Source organism: Nonomuraea sp. CX421 (assembly GCF_059358955.1).
On the sequence record NZ_JCADBK010000001.1, the window covers coordinates 326,765 to 348,826 of the forward strand.

Below are 22,062 nucleotides of genomic sequence, written 5' to 3' on the forward strand. Positions count from 1 at the left end.
GAAACCGCCCTACGATCTACGAATGTGACAGCAGCTGATGGCTCGACGGCGAACCGGCGAGATCGCTCCGAGGTCAGGTTCGTTCGCGGATGACGCACATGAGAATCCTCGGCATGATCTCCGGCACCTCCCACGACGGCATCGACGTCGCCCTGGTCGACTTCGACCTGGCCGGCGGCACGCTCACCGGAAAGGTGGAGTTCACCGCGAGCACGCCGTACCCGCCGGAGCTGCGCGCCCGGCTGGTCGCGGCGCTGCCTCCGGCGCCGACGACGCTCGCGGAGGTGTGCGTCCTCGACACCCTCATCGGACAGAGCTTCGCCGACGTCGCGGCCGCGGCGATCGACGAGGCCGGCCCGGTCGACCTCGTCGTGTCGCACGGCCAGACGGTGTTCCACTGGGTGGACGAGGCGCACGCGCTCGGCACGCTGCAGATCGGCCAGCCCGCCTGGATCGCCGAACGGACGGGCGCACCCGTGCTGTCGGACGTACGGATCCGCGACATCACGGCGGGCGGCCACGGCGCCCCGCTGGTCTCCGTGCTCGACGCCCTGCTGCTCGCCGGGCACCAAGGGGTCGCGGCGGCGCTCAACCTGGGCGGCATCGCCAACATGACCGTGGTGCGCGGCCCTGACGACCTCGTCGCCTACGACATCGGGCCGGCCAACGCGCTGGTCGACGCCGTCGTGTCGAGCAGGGGGCTGAGCGAGCGGGGCTTCGACGAGGACGGCCGGATCGCCGCCTCGGGCCAGGTGGACGAGCGGCTGCTCGACGTGCTGCTCGACGAGCCCTACTACCGGCTGCCGACGCCGAAGAGCACCGGCAAGGAGCTGTTCCACCTGGCCTACGTCGAGGAGGCGATCGCCAGGTCGGGCCGCCGTCCCGGTGACGCCGACCTGGTCGCGACCCTGACCGAGCTGACCGTCCGGACGGTCGCCCGCGAGGTGCTGGCCTCGGGCGCCGACCTGCTCGTCGTCTCCGGCGGGGGCGCCCGCAACCCCGTGATGACGAACGGCCTGCGCGAGACGCTTCCCGGTGTGCGGGTCACGTACACCGACGAGTACGGCGCTCCGGCGGACGAGAAGGAGGCGATCGCCTTCGCGCTGATCGGCTGGTGCACCGCCCACGGCCTGCCGGGCACCGTGCCCGCCGGGACCGGCGCGCGCGCCGCCCGCGTCCTCGGCACGCTCACGCCCGGCGCGGAGCCGCTCGTCCTGCCCACGCCGATCGCCGACCGGCCGCGGTCGCTCACGCTGCGCCGATGAGCCCGCGAGTGGCTACGGGCGGGCGGGGGCGCGGCGTGACGCGTTTCGGCGGCGACACCGTGCACTCACTGTACGAACATCCGCATGCCCACGGGGCGGACAACGGGCCGCGTCACCGGCGGCCAGGTAGTCCGCTGGCCGCCGAGCGCGCCGACGTGGTGGCCGTCATGTACCAGTGGCGCGAGACCTGGCGGCTGAGACCAGGCGGCGTCTCCCCTGACGGCCGCGCTGACGACGCGCCGCCGGTCGCGTACACGGCTGTGGTGGAACGAACTTCGGCCGCATAGCCGCCGAGCGGAACCCCTGGCCTGGAAATTCCGAAAGAATCCCATGGTGGAGTCAGCAGCGAACGGCGCCGACGACGCGGGACCCGGCTACGGCATCGGAGCGGTCGCGCGGCGGCTCGGCGTGCCCGCGCCCACGTTGCGCACCTGGAACCAGCGCTACGGCCTGGGACCGAGCCGCCGCAGCCCGGGCGGTCACCGGCGCTACGACGAGGGTGACCTGCTGCGCCTGGAGGAGATGAACCGGCTGATCAAGTCCGGCATCGCGCCCGCCGACGCGGCCGCCCAGGCGCTGCGCCTCTCCCTGCCCTCCCCTCCCGCGGAGGCTCCTGCCGGGCCGCGCGGGGTGGCGGTGCCGTCGATGGCGCGGCTGGCGCGGGCGGCCGACGCGCTCGACGGCCCCACCGTCGCCGCCGCCGTGGCCGCCGCGCTCGACAGTCGCGGCGTGCGCTGGACCTGGCTGGAGCTGGTGCTGCCGGTCTTCGACCGGATCTGCCGCACGCAGGCGCGCACCGGCTCGGGCATCGACGTCGAGCACCTGTTCTCCGACCGGCTGCTGGCCGAGTTGCACCGCTACGCCGAGCGCCACCCGGTGCCGGTGACCGGCAGGGCCGTCCTGCTGGCCTGCGCCGAGGACGAACAGCACAGCCTGCCGGTGCACGCGCTGGCCGCCGGGCTGGCCGAGCGGGGCGTCGACGCGCGGACACTGGGCGCGCGGGTGCCCAACTCAGCGCTGGCGGCCGCGATGCGCCGGCTCGGGCCGGCCGTGGTGTTCGTCTGGTCGCAGCAGGAGACGACCGGTGATCCGGCCCCGCTCGCGGCGCTGCCCGCGCTGCGGCCTCCGCCCCGGCTCGTCGTGGGCGGAAACGGCTGGTGGGAGCCGCTGCCGCGCGGGGTCGTACGGGTTCACAGCTTCGACGAAGCCGTCTCGGCCGTGCTGGACGCACTGGACTGACCTTTCCGTGACCGGTTGCGCGGGCTCGCCTGGCTCTGTTTGAATAAGTTTTGAGTAACTTATTTAGGGGGTGCCGCCGTGGGGGCCGACCAGGTTTCCGAGATCTACCGCACCCATGCGCCCTCCGTGCGGACGTACCTGCGCAGGTTCGTCCCCTCGCAGGACGTGGACGACATGCTGCAGGTGGTCTTCACCGAGGCGTGGCGCTCGCGCGACCGCTACGACCCCGGGCGCAGCCCGCGCGCCTGGCTGCTGGGCATCGCCCACAAGCGCGCGGTCGACCACCTGCGGCGCAGAAGGCCGCACACGGTCCCGCTCGACGACGCCGCCGAGCCCGCCGGAGACGACGGGCGAACCGGCGCCACCACGCTGGCCGAGCGTGACCGCCTGCACCGTGCGCTCGCCGAGCTGCCCGTGGCCCAGCGCGAGGCGATCGTGCTGGCCTACTACGCCGGCCTGAGCCAGCGGGAGATCGCCGAACGACTCAGCATCCCGCTCGGCACGGTCAAGGCCAGAACCTCCCGTGGCCTGCACCGGCTCGCAACGCTCCTGACCTGACCCGAGAGGAAGCCGTTGATCATCAGTTCTTTACGCGCCCCCGGACGCCTCGATACCAGCGATCGGGCACGGGTGTGAAACAGATGCGAAGCGTTCGCGACGGAGGAGTGGCATCCATGACCGCGGTGACTTCTCGGGCCGACACCGTCCGCGAGCTGATCGACGACCGCCTGGAGAAGTTCCTCGACAGGCAGGGCGACGGGCTCGCCTTCCTGGGACAGGACGCCGAGCCGCTGCGCGACTTCCTGACCGGCTTCGTGCGCGACGGCGGCAAGCGGCTGCGGCCGTCGTTCGTCTACTGGGGACACCGGGCGGCCGGCGGCACGGACGACCGGCTCGACGCGGTCCTGGCGGCGGGCTGCGCCATCGAGATCATGCACGCGGCGGCGCTGCTGCTCGACGACGTCATGGACCAGGCGGACGCCCGGCGCGGCCGGGTCAGCGCGCACCTCGCCCTGGCCGACCGGCACCGGGAGTCACGCTGGCGGGGCGATCCCGGCCGGTTCGGCGAGTCGGCCGCGATCCTGCTCGGCCTGCTGGCCTTCACCTGGGCCGACGCCGCCCTGCTCGACACCGGCGACGACCTCGGCCCGGCGCTGGAGGTCTTCACCCTGCTGCGCCAGGAGGCGATCGGCGGCCAGTACCTGGACCTGGCCTGGACCGCACGCGGCGCGGTGGGCGTGCGGCAGGCGGCGCACATCTCGGTCTACAAGACGGCCAAGTACACCATCGAGCGGCCGCTGCACCTCGGCCACGCCATCGCGCGGGGCACCCCGGAGACCCGGCGGCGGCTGAGCTCGTACGCGATCCCGCTGGGCGAGGCGTTCCAGCTGAGGGACGACGTGCTGGGCGCGTTCGGCGACCCCGCCGACACCGGCAAGCCCGTCGGCGACGACCTCCGGCAGGGCAAGGCCACCTACCTCCTCGCGCAGACCCGCGCGCGAGCCGGCCTCGACGCCGCGCTCCTCGACCACCTGCGAGACGAGGACGACCTCGCCGCCGCGCGCGAGCTGATCGTGTCCTGCGGAGCCCTGGCGGCGGTCGAGGAACGCATCGCCGAGCTGGTCAGCGAGTCCACCGCCGCGCTGGCGGTCTCCCGCGAGCTGCCGGCCGATGCCGTGGTCGCCCTCGCCGACCTCGCCGCCCTGGCCACCGAGAGGACGCTCCGATGAGCAGGCACGCGCCCGTGGTGGTGGTCGGCGCCGGTCTGGGCGGCCTGGCCGCCGCCGTCCATCTCGCCGCGGCCGGTCGCGAGGTGACCGTGGTCGAGGCGGCCGACGGGGCCGGCGGCTGCTGCGGCACCGCGAGCGCCGGCCCGTACCGGTTCGACACCGGCCCGTCGGTCCTGACCATGCCGGGCGTACTGGCCGACACGTTCGCCGCCGCCGGCGAGGACCTCGCGTCCTGGCTGCCGCTGCGCCGCCTCGACCCGGCCTATCGGCTGGCCTTCCACGACGGCTCCCACCTGGACATCGTGTCCGAGCGGGAGGAGATGGCCGAGCAGGTGCGACGACTCTGCGGCCCGGCCGAGGCCGGCCGTTACCTCGCCTACCGGCGGCGGCTCGGCGAGCTGTTCGAGGCGGAGTGGCCCGCGTTCATCGACGCCGACATGACCCGGGCGCGCGCTCTGGTCCGGCCGCTGACCCTGCTCAGGCTGGCCGCCCTCGGCGGCTTCCGGCGGCTCGACCGGCTCGCCGCCGCCCACCTCACCGACGAGCGGCTGATCAGGGCACACACCTTCCAGGCCCTGTACGTGGGTCTGTCACCGCAGCGGGCACTCGGCATCTACGCGGTGATCGCGCACATGGACACCGTCGGCGGCGTCTACTTCCCCGAGCGGGGCGGCATGCACGCCATCCCGCGCGCACTGGCCGCCCTGGCCGAGAAGAAGGGCGCCTGCCTGCGCTACGGGGTGCGCGCCAGCCGGGTCGAGGCGGACGGCGACGGCGTCACAGGGGTACGGCTCGACGGGGGCGAGTGGCTGCCCGCGAGCCACGTGGTGGTCGCCTGCGACCTGCCCGCCGCCCGCGCGGCCCGGCTGCTGCCCGAACAGGCCGTCGACTGGCGCTGGCGCCGCCCCCGCTTCTCGCCGTCCTGCCTGGTGCTGCACGCCGGGCTCGACCGCGAGCTGCCCGACCAGGCACACCACACCGTGCACTTCGGGCGTACCTGGAAGGAGACCTTCAGCGCCCTGGAGAACGGGCAGCCACAGCCGGACCCGAGCCTGCTGATCACCTGTCCGCGCGACGCCGACGCCGCGCCCGCCGGCCACGCCACGCTCAGCGTGCTGGAGCCCGCCCCCAACCTGACGGGCGCCGACTGGCGGCGGCTCCGCCCCGAGCTGGAGCACCGCCTGCGCGAGCGGCTGTCCGGCCTCGGCTACGGCACCCTGTCCGACGCCCCCGGCCTGGTCCTGGACCCGCCCGCCTGGCAGCGGCTCGGCCACAGCGCGGGCACCCCGTTCGCACTGGACCATCGTTTCACCCAGACCGCCTGGTTCCGCCCGTCCGGCATGGCCAGGCGGGTTCCCGGGCTGCACTTCGCCGGCATGTACACCGCTCCGGGAGTGGGCGTGCCGCCGGTGCTGATCTCCGGCCGGCTGGCCGCCGACCGCATCCTGGAGGCCGCGCGATGACGCTCACCGCCAGCTACGAACGCTGCCGCCGGCTGCACGCCGGCTACGGCCGCTCCTACTACCTGGCCACCCGCCTGCTGCCCGCGTGGAAGCGGCGGCACGTACACGCCCTGTACGGCTTCGCCCGCCACGCCGACGAGATCGTCGACTCCTTCCTCGTGACCGGCGACCGGGCGGGCGCGCTCAATACGCTGGCCGCCGAGGTGACCGCCGGGCTGGCGGGCGAACGGGTGCGCGATCCGGTGCTGCCCGCCTTCCTGCACACGGTCCGCTCCTTCGGCGTCGCCCGCGACGACATCGACGCCTTCCTGCGCGCGATGCGCGCCGACCTGTCGGTGACCCGCTACCAGAGCTACGACGACCTGCTCGACTACATGGAGGGCTCGGCGGCCGTCATCGGCACCATGATGCTGCCGATCCTGGAGCCCGTGTCCGGCGCGGAGGCGCGGGCCCGCGAGCCCGCCCGCCAACTCGGCCTGGCCTTCCAGCTCACCAACTTCCTCCGCGACGTGTCGGAGGACCTCGCCAGGGAGCGCGTCTACCTGCCGCAGGAGGACCTGGCCAAGTTCGGGGTCGAGGAGGAGGACCTGCGCCGGGCGCACGCCGGGCCCGCCGTACGAGAGCTGCTCGCCTTCGAGGCGGACCGGGCGCGCGAACACTACCGCGCCGCCGCCGAGGGCATCGAACTGCTCGTGCCCTCCTCACGGCCGTGCGTGCGCGCCGCCGTGGAGCTGTACGGCGGCATCCTCACCGAGATCGAGCGCGGCGGCTACGACGTGCTGGCCCGGCGGGCACGGGTGCCGCGCCGCCGCCGGGTCGTCACCTTCGCCCGCCACCTGATCGCCTCGGCCTCGACCGGCCGGGCCGAACGCCTGCTGCGGCTGGAGCCGTCATGACGGGAACCACCGCCCCGGGGACCGCCAGGACCGGGGCTGCCGTGACGGGATCTGCCGTGACGGGATCTGCCGTGACGGGATCTGCCGTGACGGGATCTGCCGTGACGGGATTGTCAGGATGGAGACTGCCGGGACGGGGACTGCCGGGACGGGGACTGTCGTGATGCCGACCGTCGTGGTGGACGCGATGGGTGGCGACCACGGCCCGGCCGAGACCGTGGACGGCGCCGTGCGCGCCTGGCGCGAACACGGCGTGCCCGTGCTCCTCGTCGGCCGCGAGCCGCTGCTGCGCGACCGGCTGAACCGGCTCGGCGCGGCCCGCGACGTCGGCGTGGTGCACGCGCCGGACGCCGTCCCCATGGCCGAGCCGGGCGCGCGCGCCGCCGCCAGCGCCTCCTCCAGTCTCGTGATGGGCTGCGACCTGGTGCGGCGGGGCGCGGGAGGCGCCTTCGTGTCGGCAGGGTCCACCGGAGCGGTCGTCGCCTGCGCCGTGCGCGGGATCGGCCGGGCCGAGGGCGTCCTGCGGCCCGCGCTGGCCGTGGCGCTGCCGTCCCTGGGGGGCGGGGCCAGCGTGCTGGTCGACGCCGGGGCGACCGCCGACCCCACACCGGAGATGGTCGGCCAGTTCGCGCTGCTCGGCGCGGCGTACGCGCGGGTCGTGCTGGGCGTCGCCGACCCGGTGGCGGGGCTGCTGTCCATCGGCTCCGAGCCCGGCAAGGGGAACCGGCTGGCCCGCCGCGCCGCCGAGATCCTGCCCGGCCTGCCGGTGCGCTTCCACGGCAACATCGAGGGCCACGACGTGCTCGCCGGCACCGTGGACGTGATCGCCACCGACGGCTTCACCGGCAACGTCGTGCTCAAGAACGTCGAGGGCACCGTACGCGCGGCGCTCGCCATGGTCGCGGAGTCCGGGATCGCCTCGCCCGCCCAGCTCGCCGGGGTGGCGGCCCGCTACGACCCGCGCACCCACGGCGGCGCCGCCCTGCTCGGGCTCAAGGGCACCGCGGTCGTGGCCCACGGCTCCGCCACGGCCGCCACCATCGCCCGCGCCTGCGTGGTGGCCCACGACCTGGCCCGCGCCGACGTGGCGGCCCGGATCACCTCACAAGTCACAGCGCCTCTCGCCACGGAGCCGGTGCCGTGACCAGATCACCCGGTCCCGCTCCCGGTGTGGGCGCCGAAGCCGAAGCCGGCGAGGGGGTCGGCGCCGTTCCAGACGCCCTGGCTTCCGTACGGGGTGAAGCGGGCGAACAGCTCCTCGCCGTACCAGTCGTGGGCCCGTACGCGGGTGATGACCGTCCGGTGGTCGGCGGTGCGGTAGGCGAAGTCGCGGACGGCGTGCGCGTCGCGCCACAGGGAGAAGGTGGCCTGGCGGGCCAGTGGCCACTCGCCGATGCCGACCGAGGCCAGCAGTCCCTCCTGCTCGCGCAGCGCCTGGTCCACCGCCGGAACCGCACGGTAGAACGCCGCCAGCCGACCGATCCGGATCGACGCCCGCGTCAGCACCGCCACGGGCCCGGCCGCGTCCTGTCCGACGGCCCCGGCGAGACCGGTCGCATCCTGTCCAGCGGCGCCGGGCGATGTCACCCCAGCGGCGACAGTGGGCCGCCCGACCTGGGTGAAGGGGGCGAACGGGTCGACGCCGCCCCAGGCGCCACGGGCGGCCAGCGGGCGCAAGCGGACGTGCCAGGACTCCCGCGCCTCGTCCCGCCAGCGGCCCGCGATCGGCGAGCGCCGCAGGAAGTCGTCCAGGTCCGGCTCACCACGCCAGACCGCGAACAGGGCCCAGCGGCGCAGATCGGCTCCCAGCGACATGCTCGGGCCCCGGCCGGTGCCCAGCAGCCGCCAGAACCGCAACCCGCCGGTGCTCCGCAGCACCGGCCGGTCGAAGGCCATGTGGCGCATCGCGCCGACGGTGTCATATCGGATGAGGTGGAACGAAGCGATGGTCGCTGTGCTGGTGTCGCTCATCGGTGGCTACCTGGCCGGCTCGGTGCCGGTCGCCCTGCTGGTCGCGCGCGCCCACGGGTTCGACCCCCGGGAGGTGGGCGACCGCAACCCGGGCTTCTGGAACATGAAGGAGCAACTGGGCTGGCGGGCCGCGGTGCCGGTGTTCGCCGGTGACACGCTGAAGGGCACCGCGGCGGGGCTGCTCGGCCTGTTCGCCGGAGGCGGGCACGTCGGCGAGTGGGCGGTCGTGGTGCCACCGAGTGTGCTGCCCGTGTACGTGGCCGTGGCGGGGGCCATGCTCGGCCACGCCTGGCCGGTGTTCGCCGGGTTCCGGGGCGGTCGCTCGATCCTCGCCTTCGCCGGGGGTGTCGCCGTCATCTGCCTGCCCGCCTTCCTGCTGGCCGTTCTGGCGCTGGTGCTCGTCTCCTTGGTGGCCCGGTCGTTCGCCGTGGGCGCCAGGGTCGCCGTGTTCGGTGTGCCGGTGTTGCAGCTGCTGTTCGTCCCCGCCCCGCAGGTGGCCGCGACGGGCGCGCTGCTCTGTCTCATCGGCCTGCGCTTCGGGCAGGCCGCCCTGGCCTCGCAGCGCCCCTGACCGCCGGCGGGTAGGTGCGGCCCCGCCAGGTGCGGACCGGGCGCAGCGTGGCCTGCGTCAGGCGGACCGCCGTGGCGGGGTCGAGCAGCGGTGAGAGCCACAGGCCGACGCCGGGCCGGGTGTAGCTGCCGCGCAACGCCGCCGCCAGCAGCCACCGTACGGCCAGCAGCGCCAGGTCGAGCCGGGACGGGCGGCCGATCGCCAGCCGCAGCACGGGCAGCGCGGCGGTCAGCCAGACGACCGCCAGATCGGCCGCCTGCCAGCCGGGCCCGGTCACGTCCCGCAGCGGCAGCGACCGGCCCCACTCGCGCCAGAGCTCCGCCGTAGAGTCGTGCATGTCGACCTCCAGCAGCGCCCCCGCGTCGAGGAACGCGACCGACCAGCCCTCACCCGCCAGATGGCGGGCCAGCGCGACGTCGTCGGTCATCCGGTCGCGCACCCGGGCGAACCCGTCGGCCGCGAGCATCCGCTCACGCCGGAACGCCATGCACTGGCCGTTGGCGACCGCGCGGTGCGGCGCGGGCGGAGTGGCCGGGCCGATGGGGCCGAACCGGTAGACCAGCGTCGCCAGCATCGACGCGTGCGACGCCTGCTCCAGGCCGCCGTCGCAGCTGAACCGAGGTCCCACGGTGACCAGGTCGCGGCCGTCGAGCGCGGCGGCCACCGCTCCGAACAGGCCCGGGTCGGGCCGGGCGTCGGCGTCCAGCGTGATGACCACGTCCTCCCGCGCCGCAGCCACTCCCTGGCGCAACGCCCACTGCTTGCCGACCCACCCGGCGGGCAGCGGGGCGCCGGTGACCACCTTGGCGCCCAGGGACGCGGCCAACGCCGCCGTGCCGTCGGTCGAGCCGTCGTCCACGACGATCACCTCGTCGACGTACGGGTCGGCGAGCGCCGCCCGCAGGCACGGCCCGATCCGCCGCTCCTCGTCCCGCGCCGGCACCACCACGGAGATCCTCCGGTCGGCCCGCCCGCCCCGGCCCTCCTCCTCATGTGCCGGCACTCCCGCAAAGACTCCCCGGTCGGCCCGCCCGATCCGGGCCGCCTCGTCAGGCGTCTTCATGGCCCGCGCCCGAACCTCACCGGACAGCCGGTCGTCAGCGGGTGGCGTGGCGGGACGCAGGGGCGGCAGGCGGTCGCGGCCTCGGGCCAGACGGGCGGCGACGACGACGGCCGCGACGGCCTGCGCGACGACAAGCGGCCGAACTCTCACCGGCACTCCCCTTCGTCGACAGCCCTACCGCCCGATCGGCCCTCCCGTTCGCCGGGCACATGAACGCCCGATCGGGCCTGCCCTTCGCCGGGCGCATGAACGCCTGGTCGGGCCTGCCCGGTCACGCGAATCGGGGAGCCCGGTCGGCCATCGCGCCTCGGCGACGCCGCCGTGGGGAAGTCTTGGGCGACGAGCCCGGCCACGATGCGGGCGCCCAGGGTGACCAGGGGCAGGCCGCCGCCGGGGTGGGCGGAGCCGCCCACGAGGTAGAGGCCGCGCCGGGGGCCGCGGTTGCCGGGCCGCAGGAACGGCGAGAGCGTCCCGTGGGTGGCGGCGCCGTAGATGGCTCCGCCCCAGGCTCCGTAGCGGTCGCGCAGGTCGGCGGGGGTGAAGGTGTCCACGAAGCGCAGCCGCCCGGCCAGGTCGTGGCCGCGCTCGGCGAGCCGTTCCAGCACGAGATCCCGGTACGACTCCACGGACACCGGCCACCGGCCCGGATCGCGGGCGGGCACGTTGACGAGCAGGACCTGGTTCTCGGTGCCGTCCGGCGCCTGCGACGGGTCGTCGACGGCCGAGCAGCCGATGTAGACGGTCGGGTCGCGCGGCGGCACGCGGCGTTCGAAGATGTCGGCGAACTCCTGCCGGTAGTCGGCGGAGAAGACGATCGAGTGGTGCGCCAGCCCGGGGGTACGGCCTTCGACGCCGGCCAGCAGCAGCAACACCGACGAGGACCGGCCCAGCCGGGCGATCCGGCGCAGCCGCCGCCGGTGCGGCAGCAGGTCGCCGTACAGGCTCGCGGCGTCGGTGTTGGCCACCACGATGTCGGCGGGCACCCGCTCGCCACCTGCCAGCCGTAGCCCGGTGACGCGGTCGCCGACGGCGGTGACGGCGGCCACCGGAGCCGACAGGTGCACCTCGACGCCCGCCTTGTCCAGCAGCGCCGCCAGGTCGTCGGCCAGCCGGGGCAGGCCGCCGGGCACGTACCAGCCGCCCTGGCCGTGCTCCAGGGCGGGGATGCAGCCGAGCGCGGCGGGCGCCCGGTGCGGGTCGGAGCCGGCGTAGGTGGCGTAGCGGTCGACGTACTGGACGAGGCGCGGGTCGCGGAAGTGGCGGCGGGCCAGGCCGTGCAGGGTGCGGCCGGGCGCGACTGCGAGCAGGTCGGCCGGACGGGCCTGCTCGGGAGGGCGGGTGAGAGGGCCGGCGAAGAAGGTACGGCCGGCGGCGGCGAGGCAGCGGCCGGCCCATGCGTGGAAGGCCCGCCAGGCGGCGCCCTCCCCGGGGACGAGGCGGTCGACCTCGGCGGCCATCTCGGCGGGGTCGCGCCGGGCGGTCAGCTGGGAGCCGTCGGCGAACCAGTAGCGGCACAGCTCGGCCGGTTCGATCAGCTCCCGTTCCAGCCCGAGCTCGCGGAACACGTCCGGCATGGTGAGCAGCGAGGGGCCGAGGGAGAAGGTGAACCCGTCGCGACGGTGCTCGGCGAGCTTGCCACCGAGCCGGGGCAGCCGTTCGTACAGCCGGACCTCGTGGCCCCGCCGGGCCAGCAGGAGCGCGGCGGCCATGCCGCCGAAGCCGCCGCCCACCACGGTCACCGAAGCCACAGCCGCCTCCATCCCAGCGCCGCGAACGTGCCCATCGCCACCCCTCCCACTGCCGCGACGAGCGGATCGGGCGGCTGGAACACCGCCGCGAAGCCGAGCGTCTCCATCGCGGCCATCGTCGTGTACAGCGCCGGCAGCCCGGCGCGGGCCGGGCGGTCGGGCCCGGCGATCCGCCGGACGACCACCATGACCAGCAGGGACACCAGAAGCCAGCCGGCCAGGTTGCTCAGCGGGACGCCGCGGTAGGGGCCCGGCTCGGCCCACAACCACAGCCCCAGCCGCAGCATCTGCGGGTCGAGGAACAGGTCCCACGCGGTCAGCGCCAGCGCGCCGACCACCACGCCGGCCCGCCCTCCGACGGTGGCGCCGATCCCGTACCCGGCCAGCCCCATGCCGCCCCAGGCCAGCGCCACCACCAGCGGCACCCCGCCGACCTGCGGCCACAGCGCGCCGGTGTAGTGGTAGGCGCCGAACGGGAACCCGGTGTGGACGCCGACCAGCTCGGCCAGGTAGCCGACCGCCACCGCCGCGCCGAAGGCGGCCACGGCCCGCGGCCAGCCCAGCGCCGCCGCCGCGAAGCCCACGGCGCTCACCGCCAGCAGCGCCACGACGACACCGGTGAACGGCAGCGGGTCGTCGCTCAGCCCGGACATCACCTGGGCGGCCACCATGGCGCACAGGAACACCGCGCCCAGCGCCTGACCCAGCGCGGGCCGGGTGACGGGTGCATCGCGAAGAGCGTCCATGTCCTGATCCTTCGGATCCGGGCGGCGCTCGGTTGCGTCGCATCCGGGTCGCTTCCATGCTCTCCGGGCGTTGTGCGGGGGTTACTACCGAACCGCCGACATGGGGGAATCTTTCCGCTCCGGTCTGTCACGCACCGGAACCGGAGGCGTCGGGCTGAACCGGTCGGCGCGCGGGCGCGTACCTCCACACGTCCGGACCCGCGTCCATGGAGGTGTCGTGGAGCTCAGCCTCTTGCGTACACAGGCGCACAGCCCTTCGTACTTCTCACTGCTGCGCGGGTCCTCCGGGCAACGGGCACCGGTCGACTTCTGCATCCCGTGCAACCCGTACTTCCCGACACCGGAGATATTCGAGCATCTCGGGCGAAATCTGGAGACGATCCTCAAGTTCTATCCGAGTGGCGCGGACACGATCACCGCGGAGCTCTGCTCCACCCTCGGCCTCCACCCCCAGACGGTCGCCATGGGCAACGGGTCCACCGAGCTGATCACCTGGATCGACCATCTGCTGGTGCGCGGCAGCCTGGCGGTGCCGATCCCCACCTTCGGCCGGTGGACCGACCAGCCGTTGGAGACGGGCAAGCGGGTCGACATGTATCCGCTGCTGGAGAGCCGCAACTTCGCCCTCGACGTGAACGACTACGTGTCCTTCATCCGGATGCGCGGCTCACGCGTGGCGGTGATCTGCAACCCCAACAACCCCGACGGCGGCTACCTGCCGAAGCACGAGGTGCTGCGGCTGCTCGACCAGCTCATCGACCTGGACCTGGTGATCGTGGACGAGTCGTTCGGCGACTTCGTGGACGCCGAGCCGTATCCGGGGGTGGCCGCCGAGGCGGCGGTGCGGCCGAACGTGATCGTGCTGCGCAGTCTGGGCAAGAACTTCGGCCTGCACGGCATCAGGTTCGGCTACCTGGTGGCCAACCCGGCGCTGGCCGGGAAGGTGAGGGATGCGCTGCCGAAGTGGAACCTCAACTCGTTCGCCGAGGTCGTGGTGTTCATGATCAAGCAGTGCATGGGCGAATACCAGGAGAGCCTGAGGCGCCTCAGCCAGGACCGGCGGGTGATGTTCCAGCAGCTCAGCACCATGCCGGAGCTGTCGGTCTACGCCTCGCAGGGCAACTTCCTGCTGGTGAAGCTGCCTCCCGGGTATGACGGGGTGCCCCTGCGCGACCACCTGCTGACCGAGCACGGCGTGTACGTCCGCGAGTGCGGCAACAAGCTGGGCACCACCAGCCAGTTTCTCCGGCTGGTGGTGCGCCCTCAGGAGGACGTGCGGCGGCTGCTGGTCGGCATGACGCAGTTCCTGTATTCGGGCAGCCTGCACGAGATGCCCGTCATCGGCCTGCACCACCGGGCGGTCAACCCGCTGTCCGCCTGACCCGCGAACCCCGCCAACTCTACGAGCTCTGGAGCTCGCGCTCTCTGTCGAGCCTCCGCGCGGCGCTCAGCGACAGCGGGCGGCTCGGCCACCAGAAGCGCTCGCCCATCAGCGTGACCAGGGCGGGCACCAGCACGCTGCGCACCAGCAGCGTGTCGAGCAGCACGCCGAAGCCGACGATGATGCCGAGCTGGGTGAGCGTGATCAGCGGCAGCACGCCGAGCACCGCGAAAACCGCGGCGAGCACGATGCCGGCGCTGGTGATGACGCCGCCGGTGACTGCCAGGGCGGTGACGATGCCGGCGTGCGTGCCCTGGCGGACGGCCTCCTCGCGGGCCCTGTGGGTGAGGAAGATGTTGTAGTCGACACCCAGGGCGACCAGGAACAGGAAGCTCAGCAACGGCACCGAGAGGTCCATGGCGGGGAAGTCGAAGAACCGCTCGAAGGCGAACCACCCGGCCCCGAAGCTGGCCACGAAGCTGATGATCACGGTCGTCACCAGCGTGACGGCGGCGACGACCGACCTGAGCAGGAGCAGCAGCACGAGCATGACCACGCCGAGCACCAAGGGGATGACGACGAACTGGTCACGGGTGGCGGCCTGCCGTTCGTCCAGGTCGATGGCCTCGGGGCCGCCCACCAGCGCCTGCCCGTCCGGCACGGCCTTGACCGCCTCGCGCAGCTTCTCGACGGCGGTGAGACTGGCGTCGCTGCCCGGCTCGGCCTCCAGCACGACGTTGATCTTGGTGAGATCGGACGCGCTGTCGGCCACGGTGGCCGTGGAGACGCCCGGTGCGCCCTCGGCGGCCTGGAGCACGGCCTCGGCCGCCCGGTCGCGGGCGATCACGACCACCGGCTGCGCGCTGCCCGCCGGGAAGGCCCTGCTCAGGGTCTCCTGCCCGGCGATGGCCTCGACCTTCTCGCGGAACTGCTCCGTCTGCGACAGCCCACTCTGTACGCCCACCGCGCCCACCGCGAGGAGGGCCAGGACGCCGACGCTCACCAGCGTCATGAGGATCGGGCGACGGGCCACCCCGGTGCCGACGCGCCGCCACAGCCCGTCGCGCGCCGGATCGGCCTGGCCCACCTTGGGGGCGAAGGGCCAGAACAGCCCGCGGCCGAACAGCACCATCGCGGCCGGCAGCACGATCAGCGCGTAAACTACGGCGATCACGATGCCGATGGCGCCCGCCATGCCGATGGCCCGGTTGAACGGCGACAGCGCGAACAGCAGCGTGCACAACGCCAGCGCGACGGTGGCCGAGCTGGCCAGGATGGCGGGCGCGGCGGACCGCACCGCGGCGGACATCGCCCGGTGGCGGTCCTCGTGGACGCGGAGCTGCTCGCGGTAGCGGGCGATGAGCAGCAGCGCGTAGTTGGTGCCGGCTCCGAACACCAGGACGGAGGTGATGCCGAGGGTGGAGTCGTCGACGGTCAGCCCGGTGAGGTTGGTGAGCAGGGCGACGGCCTTGGCGGCGACCTGGTCGGCCACCCCGACGACGGCGAGCGGCACCAGCCACAGCCATGGGCTGCGGTAGGTGAGCAGCAGCAGCAGCGCCACGACGCTCGCGGTGACGGCCAGCAGCGTGATGTTGGCCCCGCTGAAGACCGAGGACAGGTCGACCTTGAACCCGGCGCCGCCGGTGACCTCGACCCTCGCGCCGGCCGGGAGGCCGTCTCGCGCCTCGGCCCTGACCTGCGCCACGGCCTCGGACAGCTCGCTGTTGGACAGCGTGCCCGCCAGGGGCACGGTCAGCAGCGCCACGTCACCCTCCGGCGCCATGACCGGCGGCGGCACCCTGCCGCCCACGGCCCGCGCGGCCATCCGCTCGGCGTCGGCGTCGATGGCGGCGCGGTCGTCGGCGGTCAGCGCGCCCGACCGGCTGTAGACGACCAGCGCGGGCAGCACCTGGCCGCTGGGGAACTCCTGCTGCAGCCGCGCCACCGCCGCCGACTCCGCCCCCTTGGGCAGCGAGTCGGCGGGGTCGGTGCTCACCTTGGCGGCACCGCCGAACGCCAGAGCCAGGCCGGAGATCACGATCGCGAGAACGATCGTGAGCCATTTACCCGATCTGCCCCACAAGACGTCCCACCTACTAGGCTCTGCTCGCCACATGTAAAACTCTTTCCATGGTGGAATATTTCGATGGTGGAAACGTTAGCATGCCCCAAGAGGCGGAGCTGAGGGAGGGGGGACCGTGACGGCGCGCATTCCCGACGCCACCGAGCTGATGTTCGCGATCCGGCGCCTCAACGTGGAGAACGACCGGTTCGCCGAGCGCTTCGCCGACCTGCACGGCCTGCACCGCACCGACCTCAACGCGCTCGTGGTCATCCTCGACGCGTACGCCGCCGGCCACCCGCTCACCCCCGGCCATCTGGGCGCCGCGCTCAACCTCAGCCCACCCGCCACGACGGCCCTGATCAACCGGCTCGAAGGCGTCGGCCACGTCGAACGCCGCCGCAGCGCCACCGACCGGCGCAAGGTCGAGGTGGTGCTGAACGAGCAGGCCGCCCGGCTGGCCGGGCAGTTCTTCACGCCCCTGGCCCGCCAGCTCGCCACCGTGATCGACGAGTTCGCCCCCGAGGAGCGCGAGGTGATCGGCAGGTTTCTCGACCGCGCCGTCGAGGCCACGGCGAAGGCCAGGCGGCAGTCGACCGCCTGACCCTCAGTCCTCGACCTCATACCCTGTCCTTCGTCAGGGCCTCCCCGTCCGGTTGCATCCGGTCATGCCGCGACGTAGCACTCCACTTCGGCACGGCGGTAGGGCAGCCCCTCGTCGACCGAGTGGCGCACGCACTTCTGCTCGGCGTCGCTCAGCGTGAGCTCGCCGCATACGGTGACGCCCACGTAGGTGCGGCAGTCGAGCGTCGGATCGGCGACCTTGCCGACCCGGTATCCCTCCTTGACGGCCGCCCGGCATTCGGCCTGCCGGGCCGAGGTGTCGGCGTAGCGGCACTGCTCCATCAGGACGTGGTACTGGTCCTCGCTCACCTCTCGTGGTTCAGAGCCATCCCGGGTGAACCCCACGACCATCCCGAGGATGGCCAGCAACCCGACCCCAGAGACAACGATTCCCTTCATGCTTCCCCCCTGCATGCGAGCTACCGCCAGGCGCGGGCGCCAAACCTGTCAGCCCCACACCTCCCGTGCCGTCTCGACGATCAGGGCCAGCTTGGCGAACTGCTGGTCGGCGGTGAGTGTGTTGCCCTCGACCGTGGAGGAGAAACCGCACTGCGGCGACAGGCAGAGCTGGTCGAGGTCGACGAACTTGGCCGCCTCGTCGATGCGCCGCTTGAGCGCGTCCTTGGACTCGAGCTCGCCGGTCTTGGTGGTGACCAGGCCGAGCACCACCGTCTTGCCCGGCGGCACGAACCTCAGCGGCTCGAAGCCGCCCGACCGCTCGTCGTCGTACTCCAGGAAGAAGCCGTCCACGGCCAGCTCGCCGAACAGCGCCTCGGCGACGAAGTCGTAGGTGCCCGAGGCGGCCCACGAGGAGCGGAAGTTGCCCCGGCACATGTGGGTGGTGACCGTCATGCCCTCGGGCTTGGCGGCGAGCGCGGCGTTGATCTGCTTGATGTAGCGCAGGTGCATGTGCTCGGCGTCGTCACCGCGTTCGGCCAGCTCGGCGCGCTGGGCCGGGTCGTTCAGGTAGGCCAGGCTGGTGTCGTCGAGCTGGAGGTAGGTGCAGCCCAGCTCGCCGATCCGGCGCACCTGCTCGGCGTAGGCCGCGCTGAGGTCGCTCCAGAACTCCTCGACGTCGGGGTAGACGGCCGGGTCGATGGCGGCCGGCCCGCCGCGGTAGTGGACCATGCTGGGCGAGGGGATGGTCAGCTTGGGCACCGCGGTGCGGGCCGTGTCGCGCAGGAACGTGAAGGCGTCGGCGAAGACGGGCCGGGGCAGGCTGATCCGGTCGTGCACCCGCAGGGCCGCGGGGGTGAACTCAATGTCGCCCTGCCGGTTGTGGAAGCGGACCGTGATGCGCTCGTCGGCGGCCTGGCCGATGCCGCCGAGCTGGTAGATGAAGTCCATGTGCCAGGAGGCCCGCCTGAACTCTCCGTCGGTCGCCGCCCGCAGGCCGATCTCCTCCTGGCGGCGCACCACCTCGCGGATCGCCTCGTCCTCCACCTCGCGCAGCGCCTCCCCGGTGAGGCTGTCGCGGGCGCGGAGCAGGGCGGGCGGGCGCAGCAGGCTGCCGACGTGGTCGGCTCGGAACGGCGGTGAGGTGCGCATGGGGATCTTCTCCTCCGTGGTCGGTCGCGACGAGGGGTCGACGAGGGGTCGGGGGATCAGCCGTCGGCGCCGCCGGTGCGCGCCGGGTCACCGTAGCGGGCGCGGAGCGGGGCCTTGAGCAGCTTGCCCGCGGCGTTCCTGGGCAGTTCGGCGACGAACTCCAGGTACTTGGGGATCTTGTAGCGGGCCAGCCGGCCGTCCAGGTGCGCGAGCAGGTCGGCGGGCCGTGCCGTCGCGCCGGGCCGCAGCACGACCAGCGCCTTGCCGACCTCCCCCCACCTTTCGTCGGGCACGCCGATCACCGCGCACTCGGCCACCGCGGCGTGGCCGTACAGGACGCTCTCCACCTCGGCGGGGTAGACGTTCTCACCGCCAGAGATGATCATGTCTTTGATCCGATCGGAGATGCGGACGTACCCGTCCTCGTCGGCCACCCCGAGGTCTCCCGAGCGGAACCAGCCGTCGGGCGACAGCACCTTCGCGGTCTCCTCGGGGCGCCGCCAGTAGCCGGGCATCACGTTGGGGCCCCGCACGTACACCTCGCCGGGCTCGCCCGGAGCGGCGTCGGAGCCGTCGGGCGCGACCAGCCGGACGTCGGTGAAGAAGCACGGCACACCGGCCGAGCCCGCCTTGTCCGCCGCGTGCTCTGCGGCGAGGAACAGCGCGCCGGGCGCCGTCTCGGTCATGCCGTAGCCCTGCAGGAGGGTCAGCCCACGCTCCTCGTACGACCTGATCAGCGGCATGGGCACAGGAGCGCCGCCGCAGAGCAGATGGCGCAGGCTGGACAGGTCGGCCGACGGCCAGCGCGGCGACCGCGCGAGGAAGCCGAACATCGACGGCACGCCGAACATCACGGTGACCCGCTCGGTCTCGATCAGGTCGAAGACGCGCGCCACGTCGAAGGACGGTTCGAGGATCGCCCGGCCGCCCTTGAGCACGCTCGGGAGCAGCGTCTGGGCCAGGGCGGCGATGTGGAACAGCGGGGCGCTGATCAGCGTCACCTCGTCGTGCGCGAACGGCACGTCGACCAGCAGGTTGACCACGTTCCAGGTCAGGTTGGCGTGGGTGAGCACGGCCCCCTTGGGGTGCCCGGTGGTGCCCGAGGTGTACATGATCAGGCACGGGTCGTCGCGGTCCACCGGCTCGTCGATCGGGCCGGGGGCGCCCGAGGCCACCAGCCGCTCGTAGTCGCCGGCCGCGACGTGCCGGCCGGGGAGCCCGGAGCCGTCCTGTCCGTCGCCGAGCAGCACGATCGCTGCGCCAGCGTCCTCGACGACGAAGCTCAGCTCGGACGCGGTCAGGCGGTGGTTGAGCGGGACGAACACCGCCCCCAGCAGCCCCGCGGCGAAGAAGGTCTCGACCAGGGCCGGATGGTTGACTCCCAGATAGGCGACCCGGTCGCCGCGCCCCACGCCGAGACCGCGCAGCGCGTGGGCGAGCCGATCGGTTCTGGTCCGCAGGTCGCGGTAGGTCCGGTTATCTCCCCGGTGGCTCAGCGCCACCCGGTCCGGCGTCATCCGCGCCCGGCGCGCCGGCCACGAGCCGAGCCCCTGGTTGCGCATCGGCACTCCTTGACGGTCAGGTCGACGGTCAGATCGGTCCCGCCCTCAAGTTAGGCCAGTGTGCAACGGCTGTCACTGATCTGCCCAACTTTGCGCGTCAGGCACCGTGTCGAGGATCGCGCTCGCGACCGCCTCCGCCTCCGGCCGGAACCTCTCGTGCAGCGCGTGGCAGACGCGCTGGGCCTGCTGGGCCGGCCAGTCGCCGGGCAGGTGGCGCAGCGGCAGCCGCGGATCGGTCCGGATGATCTGCAACCACTCGGTCAGCAGCACCAGCGAGCGGGCCAGGTCGTCGGGCGCCTCCGGCATCGGGTCCGGCCGATCCCACCGGTGCAGGAACGCCTGGTAGCGCCGCCCCAGCCCGGCCAGGTCGTAGGCGTCGGCGACCAGCGCCCGCATGTCGGTGGGCGATCGGGGCTCGGCCGCGAAGACGCGCACGTTGGCGCCCAGATCGTCGATCACCCGCGTGACGTCGACCTCGCCTGGAGCGATCCACAGGCCGTTGCGCAACGGGCCGAACCCGGCCCAGGTCAGCCGCGAGCGCAGCTCGTGCCGCTGGCGCTGCCAGGACTCGGGCAGGGAGAAGCCGATCAGCGTCCACCGGTCGTCGCCGTCGTCGTTGACCACCCCGCTGCCCCAGATGCGCCGCCCACCGTCCCTGAGCACCTGGGCGCTCACCGAGGTCAGGCCGAAGTACATGCGGCGGCCGGCCCGCTGGCGGCGCAACAGCCCGCGGCGGGCCATCCGCGTCAACGTGGAGCGGGTCGCCTCCTTCGAGATCCCCACCCTGGCGAACGCGTCGATGAAGCTGCCCGAGAACACGCAGATGTCATTGCCGTGGACGTGGTCGCCGAGGAAGGTGAGCATCACCGACTGGGGGCGCACTCCGCCGTCCCGGCCTGGTCCGGTCACGTCCATCTCCTGACCCAGCAAGGTTGGGCATTCTCTTGACAGCTGTAATGTACCTGCCTACATTCAGGGCCTCATCGCGGTCCCGGAGGTCCAGATGCGCCGGTTACTCCCGTCCCTGGCCTGTCTCCTTCTCGCCGTCACCGCGTGCGGCGGCGGCGCGAGCGGCGGATCCGGCGCCGGCGACCCGATCAGAGTGGGCCTCATCGTCTCCCTGACCGGCAACTACACGCCGCTCGGCAGCGAGGACAAGAAGGCCGTCGAGCTGGCCGTCGAGCAGGTCAACGCCCAGGGCGGGCTGCACGGCCGCAAGGTCGAGCTGGTCACCCGCGACGACAAGACCGCGCCCGATCAGGGAATCGTGGCCTACAACCAGATCAAGGGCGAGATCGACGCGCTCATCGGCCCGGTCTTCTCCAACGCGGCGCTGGCCATCGAGCCGCTGGCGCAGCGCGACAAGATGCCCTACCTGTCGCTCGCGCCGGCCCAGGAGCAGGTCGAGCCGATCAAGTCGTACGTCTTCGTCACGCCGGCCCTGTCCAGCATGTACGCCGAGCGCTACCTGCAGTACATCCAGGCCATCGGCGTCAAGACGGTCGCCGTGGCCTGGGACTCCAAGAGCGCCTACTCGGTGTCCGGGCACAAGGCGATGGTCGCGCTCGCCCCGAAGTACGACGTGAAGATCGCCGTGGACGAGCCGTACGAGACCACGACCTCCGACTTCAGCGCGATCTTCACGCACGTCCGCGAGTCGAGCGCCGAGGCGCTGGTCTTCTGGGGCTCGGGCGCGCCCGGCGTCACCGCGGCCAAGCAGTACACGGCCGCCGGGCTGAAGGTGCCGTTGTTCCTGACCGCGTCCCAGGCCAGCAAGCTCTGGCTGGAGCCGATGGGCGCCGCCGCCGAAGGCATGACCGTGCAGAGCGCGATCGGCGTCGTGGGCGAGCACCTGCCCGACGGGCGGCAGAAGCAGATCATCGAGCAGATGGCCAAGCCCTACCAGGAGAAGCACGGCTATCCGCCGCCGCAGTTCGCGCAGGACGGCTACAGCGCCTGCCTGCTGCTGTTCGAGGCGATCAGGAAGGCCGGCGGCACCGACAAGCCCAAGATCCAGCAGGCGCTGGAGACCATGGACCTGGTCACCCCGAACGGCCGGTTCCGCTACTCCCCCACCGACCACTCCGGGCTGTCCCCCGAGTTCATCTCGGTCAACACGGTCAAGAACGGCCAGTTCGTCCCCACGGAGTGGGCCAGGACACAGCTCGCCAAGACCGTCGGCGCGGGGTAGCC

At 73.0% G+C, this 22,062-nt stretch carries 21 protein-coding genes; 12 read left to right on the forward strand and 9 right to left on the reverse strand.

Annotated features, from left to right (window positions below; all coding sequences use genetic code 11):
* Nucleotides 1–89 precede the first annotated feature (89 nt).
* The 8 genes from AC5L3X_RS01510 (at nucleotide 90) to plsX (ending at nucleotide 7,737) form a co-directional block, all read left to right on the forward strand.
* On the forward strand, nucleotides 90–1,265 hold the full coding sequence (locus tag AC5L3X_RS01510) for an anhydro-N-acetylmuramic acid kinase (protein WP_494854555.1): 1,176 nt from the start codon (nucleotides 90–92) through the stop codon (nucleotides 1,263–1,265).
* Nucleotides 1,262–1,552 carry a hypothetical protein gene (locus tag AC5L3X_RS01515; RefSeq protein ID WP_494854557.1) on the forward strand — a complete coding sequence of 97 codons (291 nt, stop codon included), beginning with the start codon at nucleotides 1,262–1,264 and terminating at the stop codon, nucleotides 1,550–1,552. Before AC5L3X_RS01510 ends, AC5L3X_RS01515 begins: the two co-directional genes overlap by 4 nt.
* A 43-nt stretch (nucleotides 1,553–1,595) precedes the next feature.
* Complete coding sequence (locus AC5L3X_RS01520; protein WP_494854559.1) at nucleotides 1,596–2,504, forward strand: MerR family transcriptional regulator; 909 nt, start codon at nucleotides 1,596–1,598, stop codon at nucleotides 2,502–2,504.
* A gap of 78 nt (nucleotides 2,505–2,582) precedes the next feature.
* Nucleotides 2,583–3,062 carry an RNA polymerase sigma factor gene (locus AC5L3X_RS01525; RefSeq protein WP_225261946.1) on the forward strand — a complete coding sequence of 160 codons (480 nt, stop codon included), beginning with the start codon at nucleotides 2,583–2,585 and terminating at the stop codon, nucleotides 3,060–3,062.
* Between the two features lie 116 nt (nucleotides 3,063–3,178).
* On the forward strand, nucleotides 3,179–4,234 hold the full coding sequence (locus tag AC5L3X_RS01530; RefSeq protein WP_494854560.1) for a polyprenyl synthetase family protein: 1,056 nt from the start codon (nucleotides 3,179–3,181) through the stop codon (nucleotides 4,232–4,234).
* A complete protein-coding gene (locus AC5L3X_RS01535) occupies nucleotides 4,231–5,697 on the forward strand; it encodes a phytoene desaturase family protein (protein ID WP_494854562.1) in 1,467 nt (488 codons plus the stop codon). The genes AC5L3X_RS01530 and AC5L3X_RS01535 overlap by 4 nt, the downstream gene beginning before the upstream one ends.
* The gene (locus AC5L3X_RS01540; RefSeq protein WP_494854563.1) at nucleotides 5,694–6,593 is read left to right on the forward strand and encodes a phytoene/squalene synthase family protein; all 900 of its coding nucleotides are present in this window, start codon (nucleotides 5,694–5,696) and stop codon (nucleotides 6,591–6,593) included. Before AC5L3X_RS01535 ends, AC5L3X_RS01540 begins: the two co-directional genes overlap by 4 nt.
* Nucleotides 6,594–6,711: 118 nt before the next feature.
* Nucleotides 6,712–7,737 (forward strand): phosphate acyltransferase PlsX, encoded by a 1,026-nt coding sequence (gene plsX / locus AC5L3X_RS01545; protein ID WP_494854565.1) that lies wholly within the window; start codon nucleotides 6,712–6,714, stop codon nucleotides 7,735–7,737.
* A gap of 5 nt (nucleotides 7,738–7,742) precedes the next feature.
* On the opposite strand, the gene AC5L3X_RS01550 is transcribed toward plsX, so the two are convergent.
* Nucleotides 7,743–8,564: a spheroidene monooxygenase gene (locus tag AC5L3X_RS01550; RefSeq protein WP_494854567.1), complete on the reverse strand. Its 822-nt coding sequence runs from the start codon at nucleotides 8,562–8,564 to the stop codon at nucleotides 7,743–7,745.
* On the opposite strand from AC5L3X_RS01550, the gene AC5L3X_RS01555 reads away from it, so the two are divergent.
* Nucleotides 8,539–9,135 carry a glycerol-3-phosphate acyltransferase gene (locus tag AC5L3X_RS01555; protein ID WP_494854568.1) on the forward strand — a complete coding sequence of 199 codons (597 nt, stop codon included), beginning with the start codon at nucleotides 8,539–8,541 and terminating at the stop codon, nucleotides 9,133–9,135. The genes AC5L3X_RS01550 and AC5L3X_RS01555 overlap by 26 nt on opposite strands.
* Here AC5L3X_RS01555 and AC5L3X_RS01560 read toward each other — a convergent pair.
* From AC5L3X_RS01560 to AC5L3X_RS01570, 3 genes are read right to left on the reverse strand one after another with little or no spacing between them, the layout of a single operon-like run.
* Entirely contained in the window at nucleotides 9,086–10,348 is a 1,263-nt protein-coding gene (locus AC5L3X_RS01560) for a glycosyltransferase family 2 protein (RefSeq protein WP_494854569.1), read from the reverse strand. The genes AC5L3X_RS01555 and AC5L3X_RS01560 overlap by 50 nt on opposite strands.
* Nucleotides 10,345–11,946: a phytoene desaturase family protein gene (locus AC5L3X_RS01565; RefSeq protein ID WP_494854571.1), complete on the reverse strand. Its 1,602-nt coding sequence runs from the start codon at nucleotides 11,944–11,946 to the stop codon at nucleotides 10,345–10,347. The genes AC5L3X_RS01560 and AC5L3X_RS01565 overlap by 4 nt, the downstream gene beginning before the upstream one ends.
* Nucleotides 11,934–12,692 (reverse strand): carotenoid biosynthesis protein, encoded by a 759-nt coding sequence (locus tag AC5L3X_RS01570; protein WP_494854573.1) that lies wholly within the window; start codon nucleotides 12,690–12,692, stop codon nucleotides 11,934–11,936. Before AC5L3X_RS01570 ends, AC5L3X_RS01565 begins: the two co-directional genes overlap by 13 nt.
* 217 nt (nucleotides 12,693–12,909) lie before the next feature.
* On the opposite strand from AC5L3X_RS01570, the gene AC5L3X_RS01575 reads away from it, so the two are divergent.
* Nucleotides 12,910–14,073, forward strand: a complete 1,164-nt coding sequence (locus tag AC5L3X_RS01575; RefSeq protein WP_494854575.1) for a pyridoxal phosphate-dependent aminotransferase — start codon at nucleotides 12,910–12,912, stop codon at nucleotides 14,071–14,073.
* 19 nt (nucleotides 14,074–14,092) lie between these two features.
* On the opposite strand, the gene AC5L3X_RS01580 is transcribed toward AC5L3X_RS01575, so the two are convergent.
* Nucleotides 14,093–16,111 carry an MMPL family transporter gene (locus AC5L3X_RS01580; RefSeq protein ID WP_494854576.1) on the reverse strand — a complete coding sequence of 673 codons (2,019 nt, stop codon included), beginning with the start codon at nucleotides 16,109–16,111 and terminating at the stop codon, nucleotides 14,093–14,095.
* 160 nt (nucleotides 16,112–16,271) lie between these two features.
* Between AC5L3X_RS01580 and AC5L3X_RS01585 the strand changes: the two genes are divergently transcribed.
* Nucleotides 16,272–16,739, forward strand: coding sequence for a MarR family winged helix-turn-helix transcriptional regulator (locus AC5L3X_RS01585; protein ID WP_225261962.1), 468 nt, complete (start codon nucleotides 16,272–16,274; stop codon nucleotides 16,737–16,739).
* 62 nt (nucleotides 16,740–16,801) lie between these two features.
* Here the strand turns inward: AC5L3X_RS01585 and AC5L3X_RS01590 are convergent, their stop codons facing one another.
* The 4 genes from AC5L3X_RS01590 to AC5L3X_RS01605 form a co-directional block, all read right to left on the reverse strand.
* Nucleotides 16,802–17,158 (reverse strand): hypothetical protein, encoded by a 357-nt coding sequence (locus AC5L3X_RS01590; RefSeq protein WP_225261964.1) that lies wholly within the window; start codon nucleotides 17,156–17,158, stop codon nucleotides 16,802–16,804.
* A gap of 48 nt (nucleotides 17,159–17,206) precedes the next feature.
* The gene (locus AC5L3X_RS01595) at nucleotides 17,207–18,307 is read right to left on the reverse strand and encodes a 5-methyltetrahydropteroyltriglutamate--homocysteine S-methyltransferase (protein WP_225261965.1); all 1,101 of its coding nucleotides are present in this window, start codon (nucleotides 18,305–18,307) and stop codon (nucleotides 17,207–17,209) included.
* A gap of 56 nt (nucleotides 18,308–18,363) precedes the next feature.
* Nucleotides 18,364–19,869, reverse strand: a complete 1,506-nt coding sequence (locus tag AC5L3X_RS01600; protein WP_494854578.1) for an acyl-CoA synthetase — start codon at nucleotides 19,867–19,869, stop codon at nucleotides 18,364–18,366.
* Between the two features lie 72 nt (nucleotides 19,870–19,941).
* Entirely contained in the window at nucleotides 19,942–20,784 is an 843-nt protein-coding gene (locus AC5L3X_RS01605; protein ID WP_494854949.1) for a PaaX family transcriptional regulator, read from the reverse strand.
* A gap of 88 nt (nucleotides 20,785–20,872) precedes the next feature.
* On the opposite strand from AC5L3X_RS01605, the gene AC5L3X_RS01610 reads away from it, so the two are divergent.
* Complete coding sequence (locus tag AC5L3X_RS01610; protein WP_494854580.1) at nucleotides 20,873–22,060, forward strand: ABC transporter substrate-binding protein; 1,188 nt, start codon at nucleotides 20,873–20,875, stop codon at nucleotides 22,058–22,060.
* The last annotated feature ends 2 nt before the right edge of the window (nucleotides 22,061–22,062 follow it).

Coding starts and splice junctions, on each gene's coding strand:
- AC5L3X_RS01510 (WP_494854555.1), top strand. CDS start 90: ATGACGCACATGAGAATCCTCGGCATGATCTCCGGCACCTCCCACGAC.
- AC5L3X_RS01515 (WP_494854557.1), top strand. CDS start 1,262: ATGAGCCCGCGAGTGGCTACGGGCGGGCGGGGGCGCGGCGTGACGCGT.
- AC5L3X_RS01520 (WP_494854559.1), top strand. CDS start 1,596: ATGGTGGAGTCAGCAGCGAACGGCGCCGACGACGCGGGACCCGGCTAC.
- AC5L3X_RS01530 (WP_494854560.1), top strand. CDS start 3,179: ATGACCGCGGTGACTTCTCGGGCCGACACCGTCCGCGAGCTGATCGAC.
- AC5L3X_RS01535 (WP_494854562.1), top strand. CDS start 4,231: ATGAGCAGGCACGCGCCCGTGGTGGTGGTCGGCGCCGGTCTGGGCGGC.
- AC5L3X_RS01540 (WP_494854563.1), top strand. CDS start 5,694: ATGACGCTCACCGCCAGCTACGAACGCTGCCGCCGGCTGCACGCCGGC.
- plsX (WP_494854565.1), top strand. CDS start 6,712: ATGGAGACTGCCGGGACGGGGACTGCCGGGACGGGGACTGTCGTGATG.
- AC5L3X_RS01555 (WP_494854568.1), top strand. CDS start 8,539: ATGGTCGCTGTGCTGGTGTCGCTCATCGGTGGCTACCTGGCCGGCTCG.
- AC5L3X_RS01550 (WP_494854567.1), bottom strand. CDS start 8,564: ATGAGCGACACCAGCACAGCGACCATCGCTTCGTTCCACCTCATCCGA.
- AC5L3X_RS01570 (WP_494854573.1), bottom strand. CDS start 12,692: ATGGACGCTCTTCGCGATGCACCCGTCACCCGGCCCGCGCTGGGTCAG.
- AC5L3X_RS01590 (WP_225261964.1), bottom strand. CDS start 17,158: ATGAAGGGAATCGTTGTCTCTGGGGTCGGGTTGCTGGCCATCCTCGGG.
- AC5L3X_RS01595 (WP_225261965.1), bottom strand. CDS start 18,307: ATGCGCACCTCACCGCCGTTCCGAGCCGACCACGTCGGCAGCCTGCTG.
- AC5L3X_RS01600 (WP_494854578.1), bottom strand. CDS start 19,869: ATGCGCAACCAGGGGCTCGGCTCGTGGCCGGCGCGCCGGGCGCGGATG.
- AC5L3X_RS01605 (WP_494854949.1), bottom strand. CDS start 20,784: ATGGACGTGACCGGACCAGGCCGGGACGGCGGAGTGCGCCCCCAGTCG.
- AC5L3X_RS01610 (WP_494854580.1), top strand. CDS start 20,873: ATGCGCCGGTTACTCCCGTCCCTGGCCTGTCTCCTTCTCGCCGTCACC.